At 43.7% G+C, this 25,497-nt stretch carries 22 protein-coding genes; 3 read left to right on the top strand and 19 right to left on the bottom strand.

Annotated features, from left to right (window positions below):
* Positions 1-31 precede the first annotated feature (31 nt).
* From DVG78_RS27095 to DVG78_RS27085, 3 genes are all read right to left on the bottom strand, one after another.
* Positions 32-487, bottom strand: a complete 456-nt coding sequence (locus tag DVG78_RS27095) for a (2Fe-2S)-binding protein (protein WP_114464130.1) — start codon at positions 485-487, stop codon at positions 32-34.
* An 88-nt stretch (positions 488-575) separates the two neighbouring features.
* The gene (locus DVG78_RS27090; RefSeq protein WP_114464129.1) at positions 576-1,046 is read right to left on the bottom strand and encodes a flavodoxin; all 471 of its coding nucleotides are present in this window, start codon (positions 1,044-1,046) and stop codon (positions 576-578) included.
* 36 nt (positions 1,047-1,082) lie between these two features.
* Positions 1,083-1,535, bottom strand: a complete 453-nt coding sequence (locus DVG78_RS27085) for a nuclear transport factor 2 family protein (protein WP_114464128.1) — start codon at positions 1,533-1,535, stop codon at positions 1,083-1,085.
* Between the two features lie 164 nt (positions 1,536-1,699).
* On the opposite strand from DVG78_RS27085, the gene DVG78_RS27080 reads away from it, so the two are divergent.
* Positions 1,700-2,611: a helix-turn-helix domain-containing protein gene (locus tag DVG78_RS27080; protein WP_114464127.1), complete on the top strand. Its 912-nt coding sequence runs from the start codon at positions 1,700-1,702 to the stop codon at positions 2,609-2,611.
* A gap of 140 nt (positions 2,612-2,751) precedes the next feature.
* Here DVG78_RS27080 and DVG78_RS27075 read toward each other — a convergent pair whose 3' ends face one another.
* Positions 2,752-5,001, bottom strand: a complete 2,250-nt coding sequence (locus DVG78_RS27075; RefSeq protein WP_114464126.1) for a xanthine dehydrogenase family protein molybdopterin-binding subunit — start codon at positions 4,999-5,001, stop codon at positions 2,752-2,754.
* A gap of 1,066 nt (positions 5,002-6,067) precedes the next feature.
* Here DVG78_RS27075 and DVG78_RS27060 point away from each other — a divergent pair.
* On the top strand, positions 6,068-6,229 hold the full coding sequence (locus DVG78_RS27060; protein ID WP_114464124.1) for a Tn3 family transposase: 162 nt from the start codon (positions 6,068-6,070) through the stop codon (positions 6,227-6,229).
* A gap of 296 nt (positions 6,230-6,525) precedes the next feature.
* On the opposite strand, the gene DVG78_RS27055 is transcribed toward DVG78_RS27060, so the two are convergent.
* From DVG78_RS27055 to DVG78_RS26985, 15 genes are all read right to left on the bottom strand, one after another.
* Positions 6,526-7,740, bottom strand: a complete 1,215-nt coding sequence (locus tag DVG78_RS27055; protein WP_229598330.1) for a glycosyltransferase family 61 protein — start codon at positions 7,738-7,740, stop codon at positions 6,526-6,528.
* A gap of 35 nt (positions 7,741-7,775) precedes the next feature.
* The gene (locus DVG78_RS27050; RefSeq protein ID WP_114464123.1) at positions 7,776-9,836 is read right to left on the bottom strand and encodes a copper-translocating P-type ATPase; all 2,061 of its coding nucleotides are present in this window, start codon (positions 9,834-9,836) and stop codon (positions 7,776-7,778) included.
* 26 nt (positions 9,837-9,862) lie between these two features.
* Entirely contained in the window at positions 9,863-10,630 is a 768-nt protein-coding gene (locus DVG78_RS27045; protein ID WP_114464152.1) for a hypothetical protein, read from the bottom strand.
* Positions 10,630-11,103 carry a DUF3347 domain-containing protein gene (locus DVG78_RS27040; RefSeq protein WP_114464122.1) on the bottom strand — a complete coding sequence of 158 codons (474 nt, stop codon included), beginning with the start codon at positions 11,101-11,103 and terminating at the stop codon, positions 10,630-10,632. Before DVG78_RS27040 ends, DVG78_RS27045 begins: the two co-directional genes overlap by 1 nt.
* Positions 11,104-11,200: 97 nt before the next feature.
* The gene (locus DVG78_RS30430; RefSeq protein ID WP_114464121.1) at positions 11,201-11,410 is read right to left on the bottom strand and encodes a GDCCVxC domain-containing (seleno)protein; all 210 of its coding nucleotides are present in this window, start codon (positions 11,408-11,410) and stop codon (positions 11,201-11,203) included.
* An 89-nt stretch (positions 11,411-11,499) separates the two neighbouring features.
* On the bottom strand, positions 11,500-12,369 hold the full coding sequence (locus tag DVG78_RS27030) for a DUF2911 domain-containing protein (protein WP_114464120.1): 870 nt from the start codon (positions 12,367-12,369) through the stop codon (positions 11,500-11,502).
* A 46-nt stretch (positions 12,370-12,415) separates the two neighbouring features.
* Positions 12,416-12,670 carry a hypothetical protein gene (locus DVG78_RS27025; protein WP_114464119.1) on the bottom strand — a complete coding sequence of 85 codons (255 nt, stop codon included), beginning with the start codon at positions 12,668-12,670 and terminating at the stop codon, positions 12,416-12,418.
* 148 nt (positions 12,671-12,818) lie between these two features.
* Positions 12,819-14,027, bottom strand: coding sequence for an efflux RND transporter periplasmic adaptor subunit (locus DVG78_RS27020; protein ID WP_114464118.1), 1,209 nt, complete (start codon positions 14,025-14,027; stop codon positions 12,819-12,821).
* Positions 14,024-15,517 (bottom strand): heavy metal-binding domain-containing protein, encoded by a 1,494-nt coding sequence (locus DVG78_RS27015; RefSeq protein ID WP_114464117.1) that lies wholly within the window; start codon positions 15,515-15,517, stop codon positions 14,024-14,026. Before DVG78_RS27015 ends, DVG78_RS27020 begins: the two co-directional genes overlap by 4 nt.
* Positions 15,492-16,763 carry a TolC family protein gene (locus tag DVG78_RS27010; RefSeq protein WP_114464151.1) on the bottom strand — a complete coding sequence of 424 codons (1,272 nt, stop codon included), beginning with the start codon at positions 16,761-16,763 and terminating at the stop codon, positions 15,492-15,494. The genes DVG78_RS27015 and DVG78_RS27010 overlap by 26 nt, the downstream gene beginning before the upstream one ends.
* Complete coding sequence (locus tag DVG78_RS30520) at positions 16,750-18,684, bottom strand: efflux RND transporter permease subunit (protein ID WP_114464116.1); 1,935 nt, start codon at positions 18,682-18,684, stop codon at positions 16,750-16,752. Before DVG78_RS30520 ends, DVG78_RS27010 begins: the two co-directional genes overlap by 14 nt.
* The gene (locus DVG78_RS30515) at positions 18,681-19,967 is read right to left on the bottom strand and encodes an efflux RND transporter permease subunit (protein WP_114464115.1); all 1,287 of its coding nucleotides are present in this window, start codon (positions 19,965-19,967) and stop codon (positions 18,681-18,683) included. The genes DVG78_RS30520 and DVG78_RS30515 overlap by 4 nt, the downstream gene beginning before the upstream one ends.
* Before the next feature lie 7 nt (positions 19,968-19,974).
* On the bottom strand, positions 19,975-21,462 hold the full coding sequence (locus tag DVG78_RS26995; RefSeq protein WP_114464114.1) for a multicopper oxidase family protein: 1,488 nt from the start codon (positions 21,460-21,462) through the stop codon (positions 19,975-19,977).
* Between the two features lie 35 nt (positions 21,463-21,497).
* Positions 21,498-22,061, bottom strand: a complete 564-nt coding sequence (locus tag DVG78_RS26990; RefSeq protein ID WP_114464113.1) for a helix-turn-helix domain-containing protein — start codon at positions 22,059-22,061, stop codon at positions 21,498-21,500.
* Positions 22,062-22,177: 116 nt separating this feature from the next.
* Positions 22,178-22,618: an HYC_CC_PP family protein gene (locus DVG78_RS26985; RefSeq protein WP_114464112.1), complete on the bottom strand. Its 441-nt coding sequence runs from the start codon at positions 22,616-22,618 to the stop codon at positions 22,178-22,180.
* 536 nt (positions 22,619-23,154) lie between these two features.
* On the opposite strand from DVG78_RS26985, the gene DVG78_RS26980 reads away from it, so the two are divergent.
* Entirely contained in the window at positions 23,155-25,482 is a 2,328-nt protein-coding gene (locus DVG78_RS26980) for a TonB-dependent receptor (protein WP_114464111.1), read from the top strand.
* Positions 25,483-25,497: the final 15 nt, after the last annotated feature.

Raw genomic sequence — 25,497 nt, 5'->3', positions numbered from 1 at the left:
TTGCTTTTTTTTAGTGCTACCGCTACACAATTTATACTTTAGAGGCCGTTTTTATCGCTTCTTTGATTCTCAAATACGTTCCACAACGACAGATATTCCCACTCATGGCGGCATCAATATCGTCATCGGTTGGTTTGGGATTACTTTTGAGCAACGCCGCTGCACTCATAATTTGCCCCGATTGACAATAGCCGCATTGAGCCACGTCGTGTTCGAGCCATGCTTTTTGTACGGGGTGGTCGCCGTTGGCAGAAAGGCCTTCGATGGTGGTAATTTCCTGTTTGCCAATCGCCGAAACGGGCAACACGCACGAACGAACGGCATTTCCGTCTAAATGAACAGTGCAGGCGCCGCATTGAGCCATGCCGCAGCCAAACTTAGTACCTACCATGTTGAGACTATCGCGTAGTACCCAAAGCACTGGCGTACTTGGATCTACATCCACTTGGCGGGCTTTGCCATTGATTTTAAGATTATACTTTGCCATGAGCAGGAATATGTTATAAAAAAATTTATCAAAATTATACCGAAAATTCCGTAAAAAACAACACTTTTCAATCGAATACTTACAAAAATCAAACAGAAAAATAACGAATTTGTTGCTGCTTTTTTCTGCCGTAAAAAAGGGTTATAGTATCTTTATTTTCTGCAACCACTTTTTTTAAATCATACAGATGTAATAAACTTTTTATGGGCGGTGGCAATTTCATCCACCAAGTAGGAAACCTAACAAACACTACGTTGTATTGGGCTATGCTGTCAATCTTTGTTTTGAGCGGTGGCAAATACCCTTTTTCATTTTCTTTGACTACCTGCGGCACCGTTTCCGTATAGTTTTCGGGATAAGGGTTTGTCAACTTCAAAGCTACCAATGTTCCACCTACTTCTTTGTGGATGATTTCGGCAATTGCTTTGGTATTGTTGGTGCGGAACAAATACACAATCAGTACTTTTTTGTCAGTAACCAGCGCTTGTGCCGACGAACTACCTGTAAAGAGGCAAATAGCGGTTGTAAAAAACAAGAAGAAAACTAAGTTGTTTTTCATGAGGATATTACCTCTTTTTACTGATTCGTAAAGAATTTACTTCTTAATCTGATGCGTATCGCGTACACTGCTAAATGTCAGGGCCAACATTTTCCAGCTTTCACCTTGTTTTTGATAGACTTCTGTGACGGTAAATTCAGTGATGGCCTCATTTCCTCTAACCATAGCTACCAGCGTAATTCTGTTCCAGACAATGGCTGTATTTCCCGAAACTTCTACCGCTGTATCATGCACTTTGGCCTCTTTGTACCAAATGCTGCCGGTTTTAATGATTTCCAGTTCTTCATCCGTTTTCCATGTACCGCTCATGTGAACAAACTTGGCTTTGGCATCAAATAAATTTTTTAATTTATCCACGTTTTTATCCGCCATCCATTGCCATTTGTCTTTAGAGAGTTGGATAAGTTCTTGTTCTTCTTTTGTTGATTGAGCAAAAGCCGAGATAGAACAAAAAAAGAGTAATGCTAAAAATTTGATATTTGTTTTCATTTTAAAAATGGTTTTGTTTTTTGAGATACAAATCTCTATGAACTTTCTTGCTTTGATAGTATATAAATTACTGCTTTTTCTACCATTTTTACTGATTACGGTATTTATGCGAAGTATGGTATTTTTTATATCTTAATTTTGAATGGATTTCAAAAGAAAAGGAAATGGAAAAGATAGTAAACATAGACAGCATCAGCGCGTTCAATGCCGCCAATAATCACAAAACGCTGCACCCGCTGGTAACCGTAATTGATTACTCAAAGGCGAATCCGCGAGAATGGGGAGATGTGGATTCCATAAAATTTAATTATGGATTGTACAGTATTATTTTGAAAGATGTGGTGTGTGGAGATTTGCGGTATGGTCGCCATTACTATGATTATCAGGCCGGTACACTGGTTTTTTATGCCCCTGGTCAGTTTATAAGTATGGAAAACCCCAAAGTTAAGTATCAACCTATAGGATTTGGATTATTGTTTCATCCTGATTTTTTGATTGGTACACCTTTGGGAAAAACCATTCAAAACTATAAGTTCTTTAACTATCAAACCCATGAAGCCCTTCATCTATCTGATGATGAGAGAACAATGATTCTTGATATTTTTTCTAAAATAGAATTTGAATTGAAACAGCCCGTTGATAAACACAGTAAAAAGCTCATAGCCAGTAATATAGAATTGTTTTTGGATTACTGTCAGCGATTTTACGACCGCCAGTTTATTACTAGAGATGTGGTTCACAAGGGCATTTTAGAAAAATTTGAAGAGCTCTTAAACAATTATTTTTTGTCCGAAAAACCACAAACTCTTGGCTTGCCTTCGGTGGCTTATTTTGCAGATGAACTTCATTTGTCGGCCAATTATTTTGGAGATTTATTCAAAAAAGAAACCGGACAATCTGCTAAAGAATTTATACAAGATAAAGTGATAGAAGAGGCAAAAAATAAGGTGTTTGGGAATGATAAAACGGTAAATGAAATTGCATTTGAGCTGGGCTTTAAATATCCACAACACTTTACAAGGTTGTTTAAACAGCGCGTAGGATATACCCCGAACGAGTATAGAAATCTTAACTGACGTTCAAAGTCATCTCATTGAATCGGGCTGTGATTCTCATCAATAATCTAAGGTTTAAATGAATGCCTCAGGCTAGAATCCAAATCGAATCCCCATTTTTTGGGGACTCAATTTGAGGCATTCAATCACCCTTTGTCATACTATTCAAGTAAAGCAGGTGTGAATGGCTGGTTATAAAATCGCTTACCAGTAGCTTTGTAAAGGGCATTGGCCAACGCCCCGAAAACTGGAGGATAGGCTGGTTCGCCCATTCCTGACGGGTCTATGGTGTTTTGCACAAAATGTACGTCAATTTCTTTGGGCGCTTCGTTCATGCGTATCATGCGGTAGCCGTCAAAATTGCTTTTATCGGGTACTCCTTTCGTAAACGTCATATTGCCAAACAAGGCCGTACCTATGCCATCCACTATTGCCCCTTCGGCCATGTTTTTGGCCGCATCTGGGTTGATAACGATACCACAGTCTATGGCACAATACACTTTTTTAACAACGGGCATTCCTTCTTTCATTTCCAAATCAAATACATGAGCGGCGTATGAATCATGGCAGAAATAAGCTGAAACACCTAAATGTTTGGTGTGCTTTGCCTGTTCATACCCTGATTTTTCCCGAACCAACTCCAAAACCCCTGCGTAGCGTTCGGGTTCGTATTCGTTATTTTTACCTACTAGATTTTCTTTGGCTCGTTTAAGCAATTCCAATCTGAATGTTATCGGGTCTTTGCCTGCCGCTTCGGCTACTTCATCTAAAAAAGACTGCTCGGCAGCCGCCATAAAATTTGAGCGAGGAGCCCTAAAAGAGCCAACGGTAAGGTTGGTTTCGACGCTCCAATCTTCGGCCAAATAATGGTCAACGGCCCCCGCAGGAAAACGATTGGCATATAAAGGCGACTCTGGCACTCCGCCCGCTTTTACATGGAAACCGATTAAATTATTGTTGGCATCCAAGGCCGCACGATAAGTGGCCGAATAGGCAGAGCGATAAATACCCGAAGTCATATCATCTTCTCGGGTGTACAGCAGCTTTACGGGGGCTTTCACTTTTTGAGAAATCAGGGCGGCTTCTATTAACCAATGCGCATACGAACGTCGCCCAAAACCGCCCCCAAGGCGAGTCATCTTAATGTCAATTTTCTCTAAGGGCATCCCCAAACGAGCAGATAAAGCCTGTTCTGTATTTTCTGGTTTTTGGATTGGACCCGCCAATTCGGCTTTTTCATCGGTTACATGCGCAAAGAAATTCATGGGTTCCATGCAATTATGGGCCAAAAAAGGGCCAGTAAAGGTGCGTTCCAGTACTTTTGCCGCGTTTTTGAAGGCAGTTTCAGGGTCGCCGTCTTTGCGACGGACCGTGGCGGGCTTGCCCATTCTTTCCGCCATTTTGGCCGTATGGTCTGTCGTACTTTCCAATCCTGCGGGAACTTTGGCCGTTAGCTTTCTTCCCATCATATTCTTTTTTTCGGAGTAATCGGCAAAAGGCTCCCATTCGATTTTTAGGGCTTTTTTGGCTTGCATCACCTCCCATGTAGAATTACCCACGATGGCCACCACTTCCAAAAAAGTAGTGGTATCGAAAAACTGCCTTTCGTAATCGTCTTGAAATATTTTAACGGGAAAAATGTCTTTAATCCCTTTCATTTTCCTGACAACGGCCTCGTTTTGGATAGACTTAAATTTCAATCCAAAGGCTGGTGGATGTGTAATCATCGCAATGAGCATACCTTCTTTTTTGGTATCAATGCCAAATAAGGGTTTTCCTGTGATGATTTTTGGGCCTTCTACATTTTTTTGAGAATGGCCAACAATCCTAAAATCTTTTACATCCTTCAATTTTACGTCTTTGGGTACTGGAATCTGAGCGGCGGCAGTGGCCATTTCGCCGTATTTTGCTGATTTTCCGCTTTTCTTGTGATATAAAACCCCCAATTCTGTACTAATCTCTGCCACGGGTACTTGCCATTGGTTGGCGGCTGCTTCTCGAAGCATCTGTTTGGCGGTGGCCCCTGCCATCCGTAAAGTCTGCCAGCCTTGGTGAATCGCCTGACTACCACCTATAAACTGCCGGGTAAAATGCTTAGTATCTAAGTCTGCTTGTTCCACAACTACCTTTTTCCAGTCTGCGTCCAATTCCTCCGCCACAACCATGGGCATGGAGGTTTTTACATTTTGTCCCCCTTCGGGATTAGGCGACATGATTTTGATGACGTTATCGGCCGTAATTTTCACAAAACCATTCAGTTCATTCCAATCAAGAGGAAGACCAGTTAGGTCTGGCGATTCGGCAGGTGTAAAGCCTGATAACCACCCAATACTAATCAGCATTCCTCCGCCCGAAAGGGCTGAGGCTTTCAGGAAAGAACGCCTGTTATAAGTTGTTTTTGCATTTTCCATGTTTAAGGTTGTTTTATCCCCAAAAGGTTGTTCATTATTTAGTACCTGTCAAATCAAGGTGATCACGCAGCACCCAAATCATAAGAGTAGAAGGGTCAACTTCCACTTGCTGGGCTTTTTTAAGTTATATTTAGCCATAATATGCTTAGGTTAAAAGTAATTGTTTTGGCACCCCACAGGCCATTTAAAGATTAATAATCAAGTAGTTGGTTCTTTTGTACTTGAGCAATTTACTGAAAAATACTGCTTTTTGGGTTTTAAGATTTGCTTTGACGGGAAATTGTACTTTTCTAATTAAATTTGGGCATTTAAATTGTAATTTTTAAGTTAAAAGTGTACCTAAACAATTACAATTAAAAATTGGCAAAAAATAGTTGGATGCAGGGCTTTCTCATAAAACTTTTTTGATTTTCAAAATTGAAACAACTCCTTTATTTTATCAAGAAACAGATCAATAAGAGCGCTCATACTCTTGTTTTGGCCGCTTAGTAGGCACACTGCCATAGGACTCACGGTAGCCATGACCTTCTGCACACTTGTCTTGAGGGACCGAAACGCATCCTCGCTCAAAATAACATCTCGCTTGCAGTGCATCTCCTCTACGCCCCAATGCCCTCTAATGGCCTCATAAAGGTTGTTGGCCTGACTTTGACAACTCACAGGGGCATTGCAGACATAGTAACTTCGCGTCTTATACATTAGGGCGTCGCAGCGCGTTCGCTTTACCTCAATCAGGGTGCATAAGCCCGCCTTGTGCCAGGGCTTGTCAAGTGACAAGCCCTGCAGTGAGTTATACTGATTTTGACGTGTCTGATGGCGGCCATGCTTGAATTGGGCTGAATCAAGCTCGACAAATTCGGTGGGTCTGAGCTGCGTTCTAACAATACGGCTACGCAACAGAGGTGTCATTAGGCCGGGGGTCAGGTACAAGGCATCAAGGGTTATCTTACAGGATAGTAAATCATTGTCTGTCAGTAGATTGATGATAGCAGAACGTTCACTCTGCTTACGGCAGTCGTAGTAACTTTGAGCCACAGGTAGTTGGATTTATTTCTTGGCCGTCCAAATGAATGCAATTAACTACTACAACCTGCTGTATCTATCGGAGCGTTTACGGCAATGCTCGACCGAAAGTGAACTGCAGGAGTTGTTGCGCACCATCCTGCAATCGTCGACCCATTCCTGGCATCACATCAATCTGAGAGGGGAATATGATTTTACGGATTGAAAGCCTGGAAACTGTTTTTGATCTGGTGGCTCTGTTAAATTTCCCCTTATCTAGACCTTCTTTGCCAACCCAATCCGCCAAATGACGAATTATCTCCAATTCCGCAGAACTACCCCACTTAGAGAAGTTAATTAAACTTTATGATAATCGGCATTGATTGAAAAAGACAATGTTCTCAAATCTAAGTTTGATCGCTGCGGCCTTTAGATTTGTCAGAGCATTTTGGCTGCCTAAAATCTCTCTTTATTTCCAGCGGCTTCTTGCCACTTTCACTTTATAACATACAGTTATAAGCACTAAAGTTGTGTCAACACTCTCATCAGAATTTGTTTGATTTCCTCAATATTCACCGTAAAATCATCTTCTAATCCGTCGGCCCAATACTTGAGAGGAACATCCTGATCATAATAATATGCAGTGTATTTAAGCCCCAACAATTCTGCCAAATATCGAAAATAATCTGGGGTGTAGGTTTTGGAAAATAATTCAAAAAGATGTGTGCCAGATCGACACCATATGATGTTGGAAAATGAAGCGCCGTGAGGCCCAATGATAAAAGTGGCATTTCGGTAAAGAGCTATTTGCTCGAAAACCGTCCGTGGTCGGTCTTCAATAATCTGAAAATCATACTTCTTTAAGAGGGTAATCAATTCATTTTCGTTCTTAATTCGACGACGACCGCTACGACTTATATAAATCCGCGCTTCTTTGTGTATTCCACTTGGGTCGACAAACTTAGGCAGAATGTATTTACGAAGGGCGTGTATGTCTGCCGCATTTGGATAAAACCAATGCCCATTGTTTCCAAGAATACATTCTTTAGGCGTAATTCGATAGCTTCTACTGTCTTTTACGCGGTGCAAATCAATTTCTAACAATTCAAAATACTCGCGCTCATAAGAAGTATTAAAAAGGGGGTAGGAGATGATTGCCTTGTCGAAGGTTGATGGTGGTAATACCTCTTTCATTCGACAAAGTTTTCCAACCACCAGCAGTAAAAAATCATAATATCCTCCCCATACAAATCCGTCGATATAGTGGCTCCACGGTACAATCAGTACCTCAGCGTCAAGATGGATTCGTTTTTTTCGATGCAATGTGTTACGATAAAAGTCAGTATTATTGGTATCGGTACAAACTACTTTATTGCTTAGGTGGACTGCGCCATAAGGAAGTAAAGTAATTTTACCATTCTGGGCGGCAAACTTCCAGACCATGATACGGTCGGTTTTAGCCAAAGTGGGTAAAAAGTAACGTTTTTTTGTATCTATTACATCAACTACTTCTGGCATGTGAAGTAGGTTTTCGGGGTGCTCAATCAATTGAAAAGGAGATAAAAAATCGTCCGTTTCCTGCTTGTTTAAGAGTCTGACCCCCAAAACCCCATAAATCCAGAATAATCCTCTCGTCAACATCATGTGACGAAACAAATGATAGGCTCCCCTGATTTTTTCTATTGAGCGGCCTAATATCAAGAGCCATTTTTTACCCTTGCTGGAGGTTATAACCATATTTATAAAATGTGGTGTATATTTTCTTTAAAACGCTATCGAATTCGAAGCATTTGCGCATTAATAGCCACAATAATGGTGCTGAGGCTCATAAAGACTGCACCAATGGCGGGCGAAATAACGATGCCAGGGATGAAACCAGTAGCAAGTGGCAGCGTAATGACATTATAAGCCGTTGCCCAAACTAAGTTCTGAATCATTTTTTGGTAGGTGGCTCGTCCAAACTGAATCAAAGAAGCCACATCTTTGGGGTCGCTGTTGACGAGGATAATATCGGCAGTTTCGGCGGCCACATCTGTCCCCGAACCTATAGCAATCCCAATATCTGCTTGCGCAAGAGCGGGAGCATCATTGACGCCGTCACCTGTCATGGCCACGAACTCCCCTTTTTGTTGTTGCTCTTTGATTTTATCTAATTTTTGATGAGGCAGTACTTCCGCCATAAAACCAGTCATGCCCAATTTTTCACTCACCGTTTTGGCTACTGTTTTGTTATCTCCCGTAAGCATGAAGGTTTTTATTCCTTGGTCATTAACTATTTTAATGGCTTCGGCTGATGATTCCCGCAATTGATCGGCCAATGCAATGAATCCTCCTAATTGACTATCAATCAAAATAAAAACAATGGTTTCGGAGGCGTCGCCAATGGCTTTATTGGGAATCAAAAGTTGGTTTTCCCGCAAATAACCAGGGCTGACGATCAACACCTTTTTTTCTCTTACTTTTCCTGAAACGCCTTTTCCAGTAATGGCTTCAAAGCCGTCTACGGTTGGAATGTCGAGGTTTAGTTTCTTAGCTTCATTGATTATTCCCGTCGCAATCGGGTGCTCTGAGTTTTGTTCTAAGGCCGCCGCCAATCCCAATAGTTCGTTTTCAGAAACTGAAGGTAAAAAACTGCCCATGCGGGTTACGCCAAAAATACCCGTGGTAAGTGTTCCTGTTTTATCAAAAATCAATGTTGTTATTTTTCGGGCGTTTTCAAACGCCGTACGATTACGAATCAACAATCCATTTTTGGCGGCAAGGGTGGTAGAAATAGCCACGACCAACGGGATAGCTAATCCTAATGCGTGCGGACAAGAAATCACCATCACCGTGACCATCCTTTCAATAGCATAAGCCCACGTTTGACCCAATACCACCCAGGCAGTCAGGGTGCCGATGCCCATCACCAATGCCACGATGGTAAGCCAAAAAGCGGCACGGTCGGCTAATCGTTGGGTAGAAGATTTTGTGTTTTGGGCTTCTTTTACCATTTGAATTACCTTCGCAAGGTACGTTCCTTCTCCTGTTTGCTCTACGCTTATGTCGAGTGAACCATTCCCATTAATGGCTCCTGCAATTACTTTTTCCCCTGACTTTTTTAGTACGGGGGTCGATTCTCCCGTGAGCATAGATTCGTTTAGGTAGCTTTCACCTTTCACAATGATGCCGTCTACGGGTATTTTTTCGCCTGGACGAACCAGAATTCGGTCGTTGGGTTTGAGTTCTTCTACGGGCATATCGTGCAACATAGCCCCGTGATACATGTGCGCTTCGGCGGGTATCATCTTTACGAGTAGCTCCAACGCTTTTGAAGCCCCCGAAACGGAACGCATTTCGAGCCAATGCCCCAATAGCATGATGACAATAAGGGTGGCCAGTTCCCAAAAGAAATCCATCCCTGGAAATCCAAAAACGGTAGCTGCACTATATACGAACGCGACAATAATCGCCATTGTGATGAGGGTCATCATTCCCGGTAAGCGATTTTTTAGTTCCTCCCAACAACCCTCCAAAAAAGGTTTTCCTCCGTACCAAAAAAGTGCGGTTGAAAGGGCTAAAAGAAGGTATTTTCTCCCCTCAAATTCTAATTGAAAACCTGACCAGTGCTGAATCATGTCTGACAACACCAAGATTGGAACCGTAAGAAATAAACTTACGTAGAATCTCTTCTTGAAATCGTCAATCATGCCAGAATGGTCATGCCCCGCTTCACCGTGTTTTGGGTTTTTACCATGTCCAGAATGTTCCCCCAGATGCTCAGCGGAGTGAGCTGCGTGGCCAGCAGGTGGTTGGTTCCCGCCGTTGGTCGAATGATTATGTTTGTGGTTCATAAATAGTATTTATCAAACGTAGATAATCAACTCATTTTCTGGTTCTTTTTTTGAACTGTGGTTTTTCGACTCACCCAAAATAAGGTAAACCCCGAGGCAACTGTCAGTAACCCGAAGAGAGAAAAGGCGCGTAACAATCCATTGGATAAATTATCCCGGCTTTCATAATCCATCAGGTGCAACATCCACAAAAAATCAAAAATCCGCCATTTGGTATTACGGTATTTCTGGACAGTGCCCAGCTCCGCAGCGATATAAACCGTAGTACTTACGGGTTTTCCAAAAGTAACGGCATAGGCGGGCAAAGGAAGGTTACGGTATTCATGGTGCCCATTTGTTTGGGTCAAAAATTCTACTTTTTCCACCTTGGGGTCGCCGACAAACCGATTTTGAGCAAGCACTACCGCCTCAGCCTGACTAAGCGCGGGGCGAAGTTTACCAGTTTCGGCATTGGCTAGGCAAACGTGGCTGCCCGAATGAAGGTGCACTTTTGATACAGTATAGTGAATTTGATAAAATGGCTTTCCAAATAACTCAATGCTTTCTAAACCAATAATGGAGTCAACGGGCGCATGGGCCCGTAAGGAATCAATAATAATGGAGGGAGAGACCCACGCTTGATTGACCTTAAACAACGGGACGGCGCGTTTTTGAGGGTCGCCGTGGACATCATCCATGTTGGACCAACTGAAATACAGCCCGCTGATGGTCCAAAACAAAAATTGGATTCCAAGAGCCACCCCTAAATAGCGGTGGCTCTTGCGAATCTTACGGTGGAAATCACTTTTTTTCATTAAAGTGTTTCTTTCACTTTTCCGCATTTAAGCATGGCATCTCCAAAATAGGGATTGGCGATTTCTTTCTTTTCGCTCAACCAATAGCCGCCTGTGTTATTATTGGCCATCGGACAGAAATCATAATACACCGTACCTCCGGGCTTCATGGTTTTAGCGGCGGCATATACTGCCTTTGTCAAGGTGCCAAGTTGGGCGCGTTGGGTATCAATATCCGAGCTTTTTGCCATGGCATCGGCGGCTTTGACGGCATCGGCACCGATCATTTTACCCGCTTTTTTTACGGCTGCTGACAATACCTTGGCTTCAGCCGCCGTGGCTTTGGCATCAGACGCGACCAGTGCATTTTTGACTTTAAAGTATGCGGTCAAAACGGGTTCAATGCCCATTTTAGTCATGTTGTGTCCCTCGTGTTGGGCAAACGATACTGCTGAAACCAAAAGTGCAAAGGCGAAAATGATTGTTTTTTTCATTGGTTTGAATTGGTTTTAAAAGATGAATAATTGAAAATAAGAGAATTAATAAACTAAGTTTCTCAAGTTGACTTTTACTACTAAATAAAAGATTTCATCAGCAACAACTCTGGTTTTGTTGAATCGATGGACAAGGCACATCACCATAACTACAATACACGCAACAATCACCATTTTTGGGCTTCAGTACGGTTTTGCAATGCTCACAATCATAAAAGAATTGACAAGTATCCGTAGGCATGGTTTCTGTTTTTTGATGGCCACACTTAGGGCAAGTAATTTTGGATTGCAAAATGAAAGTTGTCATTTTACTAAAGTTTTATGTTTAATTACTTTATAGCCTATTGCTTAAATATTTTGGATGATTTGGTTGAAAGTTGCTTGGGTAATGTCGAATTAGTGTTTATGTTCCATTTTACTGCCGCTGTTACCCATATCCGCGATAAACGCCTCCGCGATTTTAGCAGCGGCTTCGTTTTTGTCGGCACGAGCAACCTCTGCTGATTTTTTTGCGGATGCTATCGCTTCGCTGTGTTTACCCGCTTTCATCTGGATACGAGCTTGGGTTATCAAAAAATTAGCTTTGGCTTCCTGCGCCGTTGCTTGCTGAATCCATATAAGTGCTTGCTGGATATCTTTATCGTTTTCGTAGTAATAATTAGCAGCTTGAAACAATAGCATGGGACGACTTCCTTTATCGTCAATGATTTTTTTCTTGATTTCTGCCATGATTTTTTCATCAGCAGTAGTCTGGATGGGGATTTTTATTGAGGTATTTTCCCAAGCCAAATACAGGTTGGCGTTGTTTTTAATAATATCCTGAATTTCAATCGTAAAAGCTTCATAATAACGACCCACCATTTCAGGTTTTGCTTTGAATCGGACTAAATCTTTTGTTTGATCATATCCACCCGTACCGTGCAAGGTCGTATCACGATTTAGCACAATCGTCCATTCATTCGCATTTGGAATTGAGAAAAGTGAATAGTTTCCTGCGGGTACTTTTTGACCACCAATTGTAATGTCTTCACTAAATTTAATGGTGGAGCAATCGCCTGCGCCTGTTCGCCAGAGTTCGCCGTCATAGGGCACTAAGCCTCCCATGATTTTGCGTCCACGCGCCAAAGGGCGCTCATATTTAACCGTAATACGAGCAAAACCAACTTGCTGTGTAAAGTGGGCTTCGGGGCTTGGGGCAGGGAAGTTCAATTGGGCATTTGCCGAAAGGCCTGTTGCCATAAAGGCGAAAATGAGTGGTTTCTTCATTGAATTTTGAGTTGTTAAATTAGGGGGTGAGTTGAAACAACTTACCCTATTTTTGTTGGTGTTTTAAGCGGCTACCGTCAGCATTTTTAGCCATGCTGTTTTGAAAGCAATGAATCGAACAGGCACTGCCTTTGAAACTATCGTGTACATAGCCGATTACCTTGCCTTTGTTGTCAATGATTTTGCCGTCTTTATGGAGATTAAAAGACTGTTTGTAATTTACCTGCGCAAAAACTGACATTGAAACGAAAGACAGCAGGGTGATAAAAACCCCAATTCGGAAAATTTGGGAGTTTGTCATTTTTAGAAAAATTGAGTTAAAATTGGTTTTTGATTAAAAAAGTACTCTTAAAGGGCACAGCTAGAACAAGGGTAGCCCAATGACATCAATTATGTTTTTTGATCGCCTTTAAACGGTTCATTCTTCCTGATTTTCAATATCTTTGATACTACATTTTATGTCCTTCCATTGGGTTGCTGCCTTTTTTGAAAATGTATTCGCTGTTGAGCAGATAGGCCCCGGAAATCACCACTTTTTCACCTGCTTTTAGGCCGTCGGTGATTTCTGTATAATCTTTATTGGTCATGCCTACGCTTACCATGCGGCTTTCAAATGCACCTTCGGCATTTTCTAGCCACACCGTCACGCCGTTTGTGTCCTGAATAAGCGCGTTTGTCGGTACCGCAATCATATTTTTTACGGTTCCTTTCAGCGTAACGTAGGCCTGCATTCCTGGTTGATATTCTTTTTTTCCATTGGCGATATCCACCCGAATGGTCAGGATTTTGCTAGAAGTCTGCACTTCTGGATTGACGAAATTGACTTTTCCTTTGAGAATACGGCCTGGGAAATAGGGCATCTCCACTAAAGCCTCTTGGGTTTGGTTCAGAATAGACAACTCCGTCATATACAATTGTCCCTCTGCCCAAAGGGTGCTCAAATCGGCGAGCTTTAATACGGTTGTACCTTCACTTATGTAGGTTCCTTCGTCGGCCAGCACCTCCGTGACGGCTCCCGCGTAGCGGCTGAAAACCGTCAACTTTTTCTGAGGAAGTCCTTCCTTTTCCAGTTCTGCAATCTGCCCCTCATTCATCCCCCAAAGCAACAGTTTGTTTTTGGCGGCTTCGGTCAATTGCCTGAAATTGACATCAGCATCTTTCAGTACTTTTTGTTTTTGAACGGCTATAAGGTAATCCTGTTGCGCCGCCGACAGTTCTTCACTATATACCTCATAAATGGGTTGTCCAACGCGCACAAATTCACCGACATTCCGCACCAATAAGCGCTCAATACGCCCTGCCACCCGTGCCGTCACAGTAGCGAGTTTATCTTTGTTTTCGGTCAGGATGGCGGCTAGCGTAATCTCTTCCCCCAAGGGGCGCAGGGCAACCGTTTCGATTTGAATATTGGCCAATTGCTTTTGTTGGTCGCTCAATTTCAGCCCCGCATTTTTCATATTTGGGTCTACTACAATTTTGGTCAATGCCATTTTGCAGATGGGGCAGGTACCAGGCTTTTTTTCCATCACCTGTGGGTCCATAGAACAGGTGTAAAATACGTTATCTGGCACCTGCTCGCCGTTTTTGGACATGCAAGCTTCCCATACTACCGTGAGACTTGCCCAACTGACTGTATGTATAAATGCCCTTCTTTTCATCTTCTTGATAGTTCATTTGATTTGACAAAACTTTCGCTGTCCATCAGGAATTGGGCATTTTCTGCGATGGTTTCCTCGCTCGTAAGGCCCGACAACACCTCCACCCAGTTTCCTTCCTGCAATCCTGTTTGGACGGTTCGTGAACGAAAAACGCCTGCTTTACGCACAAATGCCATTTTTTCGCGACCCATATCGAGAAGCGCAGAAGAAGGGACCCATAGCCCGTTTTGAGTTCCCGCATTGATTGATGCTTTGACCAATGAACCAATTTTTAGATTACCACTTGGATTGGGCACATACACCCGCGCCCTTGGATTTCGGTTGTTGGTCGTAATCAGGGGTTCGAGGTAATTGATTTTACCGAAAAATTGATTCTCCGCCCCCCCCTCAAGTTCAAGCATTACCGATTGTCCCACCTTAACCTTGGGAACATCCGTCGGATAGAACTCTAGCATTGCCCATACCGAATGAGTATTTTGAACCTCAAACAAACGCTGTCCTTTTTGTACGTACATTCCTTCTTTTAATGCCAATTCGCCATTTGTAGTTATGGGTGGCGGTGCAATCTGGGCGGCAGACTTGTTTCCCCCCATGCCTTCATTCATTCGATTGCTTCCAGCAGAAGGCATGGGTATCTTCCCTGCGCTGCCTTCAACGATGATGCCGCTGTAGGGACTATAAATGCTGAGTTGCATGATTGGTTTTTTACTTTGCTCTACTGATTTGAGTTGGTCGGAAGTTAATCCCAAAAGGAGCAGGCGCTGACGAGCATTATCAATAAGCGTTTGATTTTCGGCGTCATTTTGGAGTAGAAAAATTAAGTTTTGTTGCGCTGTAACGATGTCAGGGCTGTAAATGTCCATGATTTTTTGGCCTTTGCGTATCGTTTGAAAAGGGTAACGGATGTACAAACGCTCAATTCTACCGCCAAATCGTGTGGCAATACTGCTCAGTGCCTGAGCATCATAGGATAAAAAACCAAAGGCATTAACCACCAACTGTTGCGAGCGACGTTGGGGCTGAACGGTCTTGACACCACTTAATACGTATTCGTAAGTAGGTTTGACCAGTATTGCCAAACTATCGTCGGCGGAGAGTTGTTCGTCAGTGACGGTCTCTTTTTTTTCCACCAAATCCATCCCGCACACTGGGCATTGTCCAGGGGTATCGTAGGTTTTTTCGCCTTCGCATTTCATGGTGCAATAGTACTTTTTGCCCGTTTTTCGTCGTTGGCCCATCATTACCACGGCCGTATCGGCGTGCGATGAATGAGAAGTCACTTTGACCAAATCCATGCCACAGACGGGACAAGAGCTAGGGGCGTCGTAGGTTTTATTGCCTTCGCATTTCATGGGGCATGCATAGGTATCTTGGGGCTGGGTGACTTCTTTTTTGAAGTATTGGCCGACAAAATCACAACCCGTTAGCCCACTGAGCAGCGCCACGATAAGCCAATGGAATAGCTTACCTTTTTTCCAGTTCTTTTTCATATTCTACGTGGGTTTGCAGTAATTGTTGCACTAAATCCAGCTGGTTCATTCGCGCCATTTTAAGCTCCATCCAGGCATCCAACACCATAAACAACTCGTCGGTATTTTGTTCATACGCTAGTAGTGTGCTTTGATAGCGCTTGCGCAAAACGGGAATCTGTTCCTTTTCGTATTGGTCGATTTGTGCCTGAAAGGTCTCCATCATTACCCAACGGTCTGCCAAGTTTCCTAAAATTTGATTGGCCAGTCCTTCGCGTTGTTTTACGTACGTTTGACGTTGATAATCAAGTCCTTTAAGGTTGGCTTTAATCTGTCGGCTTGACCATTTTGCAAACGGAATCGTCACCATGCCCATCAGGGTAAATTGCCATTGATTGCCAAACGCAAACATGTGTCCGTACTGAACGCCGTACATAGGTTTGAGCTTTTGCAGTTCTATTTCCTTTTTGTTGCGGGAGATCAACAGGCTTTGTTCAATCATCCGTAAATCACTTCGATTGCCAATTATACCAGTATCCAGCGCCATCAAACCATTGGTGAACGATGAGGTCGTCGTGAGCGTATCAATGTAAAAATCAAAGGTTCTCTCTTTAAGCATCAGTGTATTGAGCATTACTTTTTGCTGACGAATATCTCCGTCGAGCATCAGTTTCATGCGGTTCAAATCGCTCAGGGCGGCTTGGGCTTTGTAAATACTGCTCAATTTTTCTTGATTGAATTTGTAGCGAATCTCGGCCGATTGAATCATGTAACTGAGCAAGGATTGGCTCTCGCTCAACACTTTTTTTTTCTTTTCAAGCACCTGCCATTTGTAATAGGCCGTTTTGGCTTCGGCAAAGAGCATATTACGCACCATGCCTTTTTGGGCCGTTTCCATGCCTGACATGGATTTCATGTAGCGTTCTTCGGCGTCGAGCATCTTACGGTTAGGAATCATCTGCTCGCCCTGCACCATAAAAGAACCCATCCCCTGACTCATTCCTTCGTGGTAAAGTGCGCCCTTTCGACTCCACATCATATAATTATAGGGCGTCATGAAAAAGCCCGCCCCAAACTTGGGGGCTTCCCAGTTTCGGGCGCCTTCAGCGTAAGCATCCAGTTCTTTTACTTTGGCATCGAGTTGCTGTAAATTGGGGTGAGAAACCTCAATGTGTTGTAATATTGTTTCCAACGATAGCACCGATTGCGCCTGAGTGGTTGTTGACCAAACAATCAACAAACCCCACCACATCTTATTCTTTGACATCGTAAATTTCAATTTTTCCATTGCGTTTGAGTTCCCATTCTTTGGTCATTTCAAAGATGACCGGCGTCACCAGCAGCACGTAAATAGTGGACGAAATAGTCCCGCCAATCAGCGGAATCGTAATCGGCAGCATCACATCCGAACCTACACCCGTGGCCCACAAAATGGGAATCAACCCAAAAAGCGACACCGAGACGGTCATCAATTTAGGACGGAGGCGTTGCGCAGCACCCCGAATCACGTACTCCCGCAGGTCAGCATTGGTAATCGTTTCTTTGGAGTTTCCTTTTTCGGACACCAAATGCTGCATGGCTTCGTTTAGATAAATGGTCATCAGCATCGCGGTTTCGATGGCCATTCCGAAGAGCGCAATAAAGCCGACCGCCACCGCTACGGAAAGGTTTACGCCATAAAAATACACCATGAACACCCCACCGATGAGGGCAAATGGCACAGTAATCATCGTGATAAGCGCCTCTTTCATAGAGTTATAGGTAAAATAGAGCACGAAAAATATAATCACGAGTACAATCGGCAGGATGATTTTGAGCGTACGATTGGCCCTAAGCTGATTCTCCCATTGCCCGCTCCATTCAATAAAATAACCCTTGGGTAGTTTTTGGACCGAAGCCTCCAATTTCTTCATTGCTTCTTCAACGGTGCTTCCTAAATCCCGGTCGCGGACGTTAAACAGGACGGTGCCCCTCAGCATGGCATTTTCAGAATTAATCATGGGAGGGCCTTCTGAAATCTTTACTTCGGCTACGGATTCCAGTGGAATCGGGCCATAACCTGCCGTCTGTACCTGCATTCGTTTGAGGGCCTGAATGTTGTTTCTGAAATCCTGTGCAAAACGGGCATTGACCGTAAACCGCTGTCGCCCTTCAACAGTGGTGGTGAGAATCATACCCCCCAATGCACTTTCTACAATCATGTTTACGTCATCTACACTCAGGCCGAAGCGGCCAATTTCCTCCTTCTTTACCACTACGTCGATGTATTTTCCGCCTGTAATTGGCTCTACATACAAATCTTTGACTCCTTCTATTCCTTCCAGTTGTTTTTTGAGCATCTGCGAAACCCCGTTGATGGAGTCCAGACTTTGGCCGTAGACTTTCAAGCCAACATCGGTACGAATGCCCGTAGAAAGCATATTGATGCGGTTGATGATGGGCTGCGTCCAGCCGTTGGTTACACCTGGAATTTGGAGTTTGGCATTCAGCTCGTTGATAATGTCGTCTTTGGTTTTACCTTCTCGCCATTCATTTTTGGGTTTGAGAAGCACAATCGTTTCCAACATGCTGATGGGTGAATTGTCGGTAGCGGTATTGGCCCTACCGGCTTTTCCCATCACATGGCTTACTTCGGGAACGGTTTTTATTAATTTATCCTGAATTTGTAACAAACGTTTTACTTCCGAATTGGAAACGTCTGGCAGTGTGACGGGCATGAAGAGCAGCGAACCCTCATCGAGCGGCGGCATGAATTCGGTTCCGACGTTGAGCATCATCGGCACGCTTACGGCCAACGCCAACAGATTAATACCAATTGTTGTTTTTCGGTACTTCAGACACCATTTGAGAATGGGCGTATAGATTTTTTCCAAAAAACGGTTGATAGGATTTGCACTTTCGGGTTTTAGTTTCCCCCTTAGCAGCAACACAATCAATACTGGAGTGAGGGTGATAGCCAAAAACGCATCAACGAGCAAGATAAACGTTTTGGTCCAAGCCAAAGGCGAAAACAACTTTCCTTCCATGCCCGTCAGCAAAAAAACGGGCAGGAATGACGCAATCGTTACGACAGTCGAAAAGAACACCCCTGGACCCACTTGTTTTGACGATTTTTCGATAATCTCCGCTCGTTCAGTGGGGGTAAGTGGGTCCTTTTTGAGACGAAATATGTTTTTAAACCAACTCATAGCGACTCATTTTTTTCTTTTTTCAATTGGGCTTCTGAAAGGTGGCGGTAGGCGTTTTCCACCATCACGATGCCGTCGTCTACTACTACCCCAATGGCCAGCGCAATCCCCGTTAGCGACATGATGTTTGATGAAATCCCGAAAGCGTTGAGCAGAATAAAACCGATAGCGACCGAAATCGGCAACTGAATCAGAATGATGATAGCACTGCGCCAGTGGAGCAGAAAAATGAGGACCACAATCGACACGGTAATCATTTCTTCAATTAATGTGCCTTTCACGGATGCAACGGCTGCTTCGATAAGTTCACTTCGGTCATATGAGACCTTGAACTTGACATTGGGCGGCAGGCCTTTTTCGACCTCTTTCATTTTAAGCTTTACGTCTTTGATGACCGCATCGGCATTTTCACCGTAACGCATCACTACGATACCGCCCACCACTTCGCCTTCTCCGTCGACGTCGAAAATACCCAAACGCAATTCTCCACCCATTTGTACCGATGCTACATCTCTGATTCGAACGGGAACAGAACCGTAATTACCGATGGGGATGTCTTCAATATCCTTGGTATTTTTGATGTACCCTAATCCCCGAACGATGTAGGCCATGTCTGACATTTCAAATTTTCGACCACCCACGTCATTGTTGTTTTTCCGCACTGCGTTGAGTACATCCATGAGCGGTACGTTGAAATAATTCAGTTTGTAGGGGTCAATATTAATCTGGTATTGCTTGCCAAAACCACCGAATGATGCCACTTCACTAACACCTTTGACCGTTTGCAGTGCAAATTTGACATACCAATCCTGCAACGCCCGCTGTTCACCCAAATCCATCCCCGGCGCTTCGAGGTGATACCAGAAGATATGCCCAACGCCCGTTCCGTCAGGGCCTAATGAGGGAGTAACGCCCTGAGGCAGCAATCGTTGGGCGTAGTTAAGTCGCTCCATTACCCGCGTTCGGGCCCAATAGACGTCAACGTTGTCTTCAAAAATGACATAGACAAAGCTCATTCCAAACATCGACGTACCGCGTACATTCTTGATTTTGGGAATGCCCTGAAGGTTGGAAACCAACGGATACGTAATCTGGTCTTCAATCAGCTGCGGACTACGCCCCATCCATTCGGTAAAGACTATTACCTGATTTTCAGAAAGATCTGGTATGGCGTCAATGGGGTTGGTCTGGACAGAATAGATACCCCAGCCAAACAAAAAGAACGACAGGGTGAGCACAACAAATTTGTTGTGAACCGCAAACTGGATGAGTTTCTCTACCATGATTCTGCTATTTTACTTCAAAATTGAGCATCATCCCGTCGTCCTCGTGTTCGAGATTATGACAGTGAAAGGCAAATTTTCCAGCATTCGTAAACTTGATGATGATGCGGACTTTCTCGCCTGGCATGACTAACACAGTATCTTTCAAACCTTTTTCGGAAGCAATCAAACGACTACGTCCACCCGTGCGACTGACTACCTGAAAGAATGTACCGTGCAGGTGCATAGGGTGCGGCTCGTCGCCGGCGCTGTTGTTAAATTCCCAAATTTCGGTGCTATTGAGGGGTACAGATTCATCAATTCGCTCACCGCTGTATACTTTTCCGTTGATGGTGTGCATTCCTTTCATCGCCATTGAACCACCATGGCCGCCCGATGTGCCCATGCCTACCCCAATATCAAAGGTTCGGATTTTGGTGGTTGCAGATGAAGAAATCGGAGCAATCTCTGGGAGTGAAGTCGGTAGTTTGAAACTATCCGTTTCTGCTTTATTGACGACAAATTTTACAATTTTGAAGGCTTGACGACCCTGAGAATTTACCCCCGAAAAAACGCTGCTTTGTAGATATACCTCGCTGTTGAGGGCTGATTTGCTGAAATCGACCAATAAATCAACCCGCTCCCCAGGTGCTAACAAAAGGTCTGTGACGGTTTCAGGGGCAGGGAGTAACCCGCCATCAGAGCCAATGACCGTAAAGGCATTTCCGTTGCTCAAGGCCAAGTTATAAATACGTCCGTTGGAACCGTTCAGAACGCGCAAACGGTACGTACGAGTGGCCACATTGTGAAAAGGCGAATGAACTCCGTTGACGATAATCGTTTCGCCCATGTAGCCAATCATTACCTCATCCATGGTAGGGCTGTAATCAATTCCCCCGCTCGTATTTAAGCGCTTATCTTGAATCACCAGCGGCAGTTCGTATGCACCTGCGGGTAGATTGAGGGCTTTTTCCTCGGCAGATTCAATAATAAATAAACCCGCCAAACCCATAAAAACCTGCTTCCCCGTTTTTTCGTGCGGGTGCGGGTGGTACCACGATAGGCCAGCCCGTTGGTCAATTTTAAAGGAATAATTAAACGTTTTTCCAGGCATTACCATTTGGTCAGGGTGACCATCCATGGCCGCTGGAACCAATAGGCCGTGCCAGTGAATATTGGTTTCTTCGGTCAATCCATTGGTAAACGGAATCGAAACAGTGCTTCCACTTTGGATACGGAAAGTAGGCCCCAGAATGCCGTTTTTATATCCCCATGCCTGTGTATTTTTTCCCGTAATAGTAGTGATGTTTTGGCTGCCAGCATTTAAGGCGGTACCCGTCAGAGAAGTTTCAGGAAATGATAACGGTGTTGAAAAACTCCCCTCCAATACATCGGGAGCTACGGCAGGGGTCATGGTTTCCATGTCGTGGTTCATGCAACTGGATAATATGGCTCCCCCAGCCAGTGTGCTGACCGTTCCGAAACCAAGTGTTTTCAAAAATGTGCCTCTTTTCATCTTAATTGTGATTTATCCGTGTGAGGAATGCTACACTATAAATTATCCAGCGACTTTCGCTGATTATCCCGTAACTGTTTAAATTGACTGGGTGTCATGCCTGTCACGGACTTAAACTGGGTTGACAAATACGCCAAACTGCTGTAATTGAGCAGGTCTGCAATTTGGGAAAGCGACAGCTCATCGTAGACCAGCAACTCCTTAACGCGTTCGGTTTTTTGGTTGATGATAAACTGTTCAATTGTTATACCCTCAACTTCTGTGAAAAGCGTGCTGAGGTAGCGGTAATCGCGGTTGACTTTTTCGGCGAGGTAGTCGGAGTGTTTTTGTCGACGCAGCCCATCGTTTTGCTGATGCACTAATTCGACAATGGCCGTTTTGACCAGTTCGATAAGTTGCTGTTTTTTATTGCTCAGCAACTCAAAATCGTGCTTAAGCAAACGTTCGGTGATGCTTTCGAGTTGCGCCTCTGTTGCAGGTTTTTTGAGGGTAACTTCCCCTAACTCAACCGTGAGGACTTCGTGCCCGAGGGCTTCAAGTTCTTGGCGGACCACTGTTTTACAGCGACTGCACACCATGTTTTTAATGTACAGTTTCATCCCAACTAGGTGATAAGAATAGTGATAACATTGTGAATCAGGTGATATTGGTGGAAAGAAGAAAACACCAACAGGCAACGAAGAGGGTTGCCCTTAGCTACGGAGCTATTACCTAATCAAATCAGAAAAGACTGGATAAAAACGAGCATACTACGCCCGTGAAGCGGAGGCGCCGCACTGTAATAATGCGGAAGACGAAACGAAATAGCTGGACTGAACCAAGTCCTTGGTGAAAAATAAAGGGGTAATGAAGCCAAAATAGCCCCCACATATTGACCCACCAAATCCACTGAATGACCATGTGCAGAAGGAGTCTGTATCTTTTGAAGTGACACCTTTTCGGCACAACATTTACTGCGTTGAATCGAGTTGGTGCACTCTTTAGAATATGGCTTTAAGATTTCATTGTGCCGAATCGAGCAGGTTTGTTTATGAACGAGAGAGACCGTTTTGGAGCCTCTCATCAGGCACCAATGCTCATACATTGCAAATCCAGTACTGGCTAGCAGTACTTGAAATGCCATGTAAAAACATAAAATACGCTTGAAGAGAGTCATTTGCGGTTTTGTATTTTATACTGCAAATATACAACACTGTATGCTCTGTCTTGATTACATGTTTACCTGAATCATTTATAGAATTTTCAGATTATGACTGTAACTGATAAAATCTAGCTTAATTTATTAAGAATGACGGTTGAGTTTTTGGCAGTTGACAACGGCATAATCTATCACAGCGGATGGGAGTAGAAGTTGTCGAGTTCGAATAAACGAGGGGTGACCTCAGATCATTCTTTGTAAATGGGCTTAAATGTATTGATTTATACTAAGGTTTAAATCCTTTTATAAATACCGTCTGCTATGCCGTATTCTAATGAATTTTTTGATAAGCGAGATAGGCGCTGATCATTGAAACATCAGCTATATACTACCACTTTCATCGATTCGATTACTCAAAAAAGCCTTTGTTAAGCTATTTCTGGGAAATACACTTTTCAGTGCCCGCTTTAGTAGCTTTTTTGCCTGCTTCATACAGCAATTACGGGAGGCGGTTAGTCTGGGAACATAGTTTTGCTGAAAAAATGCAAACTATTATGTACTGGATCTCTTTTCTAATCCTCTTACAATTATTCACTTCTTCCATTGTTTCTGCACAAAGTAGGTTCACCATCAGCGGTACCGTAAAAGATGCCAAAACGGGAGAGTTGATGATCGGAGCAACCGTTCGAATCAGGGAATTGACCAATGTAGGCATGTCGTGCAATGAGTACGGGTTTTATTCGCTGACAATACCTCAGGGTTCGTACACGCTTTCAGCGGGAATGATGGGGTATGAAATCCAAGAAGTAAAAGTTGTTTTGACATCAAACCAAAAAATTGATTTCCGGCTCTTGGAAGAAGCAGCTCTGCTCAATGAAGTAGTGGTAAAAGCTTCGGAAGCCAACGAAAATGTGAGCAATCCCATCATGGGATTTGAAAAGCTCAATATCAAAGAAGTGAATCAGCTTCCCGTATTGATGGGAGAACGAGACCCGCTGAAGATCATACAACTATTGCCCGGCATCAAATCGGCAGGAGAAGGAAGCAGCGGGTTCAACGTGCGAGGGGGAAATGTGGATCAAAATCTGATTTTGCTGGATGAAGCCCCTGTTTATAACGCCTCACACTTACTGGGTTTTTTCAGTACGTTCAATGCCGATGCTATCAAGGACCTGAGTATTTATAAAGGCAATAGCCCCGCACAATACGGCGGGCGACTGTCGTCGGTATTAGATATCAAAATGAACGATGGCAATAACCAAGACTACAAAATCGGAGGAGGCATTGGATTGATAGCCAGCCATTTGTCGGCAGAAGGTCCGATTCAAAAAGGAAAAAGTTCATTTTTGGTGACGGGGCGACGAACGTATGCTGACGCGTTCCTTAAATTATCAAATAACAAAAACATAAACAAAAACACCCTTTATTTTTACGATCTTAACGCCAAACTCAACTACACATTTTCGGACAAAGACCGTTTGTATGTATCGGGGTATTTTGGACGGGATAAGTTTGGGATCAATGATTTATTTAGCCTTGATTGGGGCAATGCCACGGGTACTCTGCGCTGGAACCACCTGTATTCTGAAAAACTTTTCAGTAATACATCGCTCATTTACAGTAAATACAATTACGAAGTCGGTGTTGCGAACGGAAGCAGTCAGTTTACTTTGACGTCTGATATCAAGGATATTAATCTGAAACAGGAGTTTAGCTACTTTCCCAATCCGCAAAATTCCATTCGCTTCGGTGCCAACGTGATTCATCATACGCTTACTCCCCGAACACGTGAATCAATGGGAGAAAATTCAAGCGTAAACACAACCGACGAACCCAACAAAACGGCATTTGAATCAGCCCTGTATGCATCAAACAGGTGGAGCCCAACGGAAAAATTTAACGTCGAATATGGTCTTCGTTTAAGTGCCTTTACGGTCATGGGAGGCAGTGATTTTTATGAATTTGATGCGGCAGGAAACATCGTCAATACGCTCAAATACGACCGCAACGAAATAGTAAAGAACTATTTTAATCTTGAACCCCGGATTTCAGCCGGTTATTCAGTAAGTCCGACCTTTTCGTTTAAAGCTGCCTATAGCCGAAATACCCAACATTTACACCTGCTCAGCAGCTCCAATGCCGCCTCTCCGACGGACCGCTGGCTGATGAATACCAACAACATTAAACCCGAATTGGCCGATCAGGTTTCGGTCGGAGTTTTCAAAAACTCGGAGGACAATATCTATGAATTCAGTTCGGAAATTTATTATAAATCCCTGCAAAATCAGGTGGATTACAAAGACGGAGCTGATTTTATCCTATCTGACAACATTGAATCACAGTTGCTTTTCGGCAAAGGCCGTGCGTATGGAGCAGAGTTTTTGGTCAAAAAGAAATCGGGCAAACTGACGGGTTGGATTGGATATACCCTCTCACGAAGTGAACGACAGATTGAAGGCATCAACAACGGGGCATGGTACTCGGCCAAACAGGACCGTACGCACGATGTATCGATCGTTGGCACTTATCAATTGTCAAAGAAATGGACGCTTTCGGGCACTTGGGTCTATAACACGGGCAATGCCGTGACATTTCCGACGGCCAAGTACCGAATTGACGGGGGAGTTGCGTTTCTGTATTCGGAACGAAACGGCTACCGAATGCCTGATTATCATCGCCTTGATGTAGGAGCAACGGTTAATCTCAACAAAAAGGCAAATCGTGAATCAAGTCTTTCATTGGGAATGTACAACGCCTACGGTCGCTCCAACCCTTACGCTTATAATTTTGGCCAAAGCATTGACAATCCGGAGGTGACGGAAGTAAGCCGCGTGACACTCTTTCAATATGTACCCTACATAACCTACAATTTCAAATTTTAAGAAACGATGAAAAAT

The organism is Runella aurantiaca (assembly GCF_003339505.1).
GTDB lineage: Bacteria > Bacteroidota > Bacteroidia > Cytophagales > Spirosomataceae > Runella > Runella aurantiaca.
The sequence above is the reverse complement of the archived record's forward strand: the minus strand, read 5'-3'. Positions and strand labels throughout refer to the sequence as shown.

Coding starts and splice junctions, on each gene's coding strand:
- DVG78_RS27075 (WP_114464126.1), bottom strand. CDS start 5,001: ATGGAAAATGCAAAAACAACTTATAACAGGCGTTCTTTCCTGAAAGCC.
- DVG78_RS27030 (WP_114464120.1), bottom strand. CDS start 12,369: ATGAAGAAACCACTCATTTTCGCCTTTATGGCAACAGGCCTTTCGGCA.
- DVG78_RS26990 (WP_114464113.1), bottom strand. CDS start 22,061: ATGAAACTGTACATTAAAAACATGGTGTGCAGTCGCTGTAAAACAGTG.
- DVG78_RS27045 (WP_114464152.1), bottom strand. CDS start 10,630: ATGAAAAAAAGTGATTTCCACCGTAAGATTCGCAAGAGCCACCGCTAT.
- DVG78_RS26980 (WP_114464111.1), top strand. CDS start 23,155: ATGTACTGGATCTCTTTTCTAATCCTCTTACAATTATTCACTTCTTCC.
- DVG78_RS27040 (WP_114464122.1), bottom strand. CDS start 11,103: ATGAAAAAAACAATCATTTTCGCCTTTGCACTTTTGGTTTCAGCAGTA.
- DVG78_RS30515 (WP_114464115.1), bottom strand. CDS start 19,967: ATGGTAGAGAAACTCATCCAGTTTGCGGTTCACAACAAATTTGTTGTG.
- DVG78_RS27060 (WP_114464124.1), top strand. CDS start 6,068: ATGAATGCAATTAACTACTACAACCTGCTGTATCTATCGGAGCGTTTA.
- DVG78_RS27085 (WP_114464128.1), bottom strand. CDS start 1,535: ATGAAAACAAATATCAAATTTTTAGCATTACTCTTTTTTTGTTCTATC.
- DVG78_RS26985 (WP_114464112.1), bottom strand. CDS start 22,618: ATGACTCTCTTCAAGCGTATTTTATGTTTTTACATGGCATTTCAAGTA.
- DVG78_RS27020 (WP_114464118.1), bottom strand. CDS start 14,027: ATGAAAAGAAGGGCATTTATACATACAGTCAGTTGGGCAAGTCTCACG.
- DVG78_RS30520 (WP_114464116.1), bottom strand. CDS start 18,684: ATGAGTTGGTTTAAAAACATATTTCGTCTCAAAAAGGACCCACTTACC.
- DVG78_RS27025 (WP_114464119.1), bottom strand. CDS start 12,670: ATGACAAACTCCCAAATTTTCCGAATTGGGGTTTTTATCACCCTGCTG.
- DVG78_RS27050 (WP_114464123.1), bottom strand. CDS start 9,836: ATGAACCACAAACATAATCATTCGACCAACGGCGGGAACCAACCACCT.
- DVG78_RS27080 (WP_114464127.1), top strand. CDS start 1,700: ATGGAAAAGATAGTAAACATAGACAGCATCAGCGCGTTCAATGCCGCC.
- DVG78_RS27095 (WP_114464130.1), bottom strand. CDS start 487: ATGGCAAAGTATAATCTTAAAATCAATGGCAAAGCCCGCCAAGTGGAT.
- DVG78_RS27010 (WP_114464151.1), bottom strand. CDS start 16,763: ATGTCAAAGAATAAGATGTGGTGGGGTTTGTTGATTGTTTGGTCAACA.
- DVG78_RS26995 (WP_114464114.1), bottom strand. CDS start 21,462: ATGAAAAGAGGCACATTTTTGAAAACACTTGGTTTCGGAACGGTCAGC.
- DVG78_RS27090 (WP_114464129.1), bottom strand. CDS start 1,046: ATGAAAAACAACTTAGTTTTCTTCTTGTTTTTTACAACCGCTATTTGC.
- DVG78_RS30430 (WP_114464121.1), bottom strand. CDS start 11,410: ATGACAACTTTCATTTTGCAATCCAAAATTACTTGCCCTAAGTGTGGC.
- DVG78_RS27055 (WP_229598330.1), bottom strand. CDS start 7,740: ATGGTTATAACCTCCAGCAAGGGTAAAAAATGGCTCTTGATATTAGGC.
- DVG78_RS27015 (WP_114464117.1), bottom strand. CDS start 15,517: ATGAAAAAGAACTGGAAAAAAGGTAAGCTATTCCATTGGCTTATCGTG.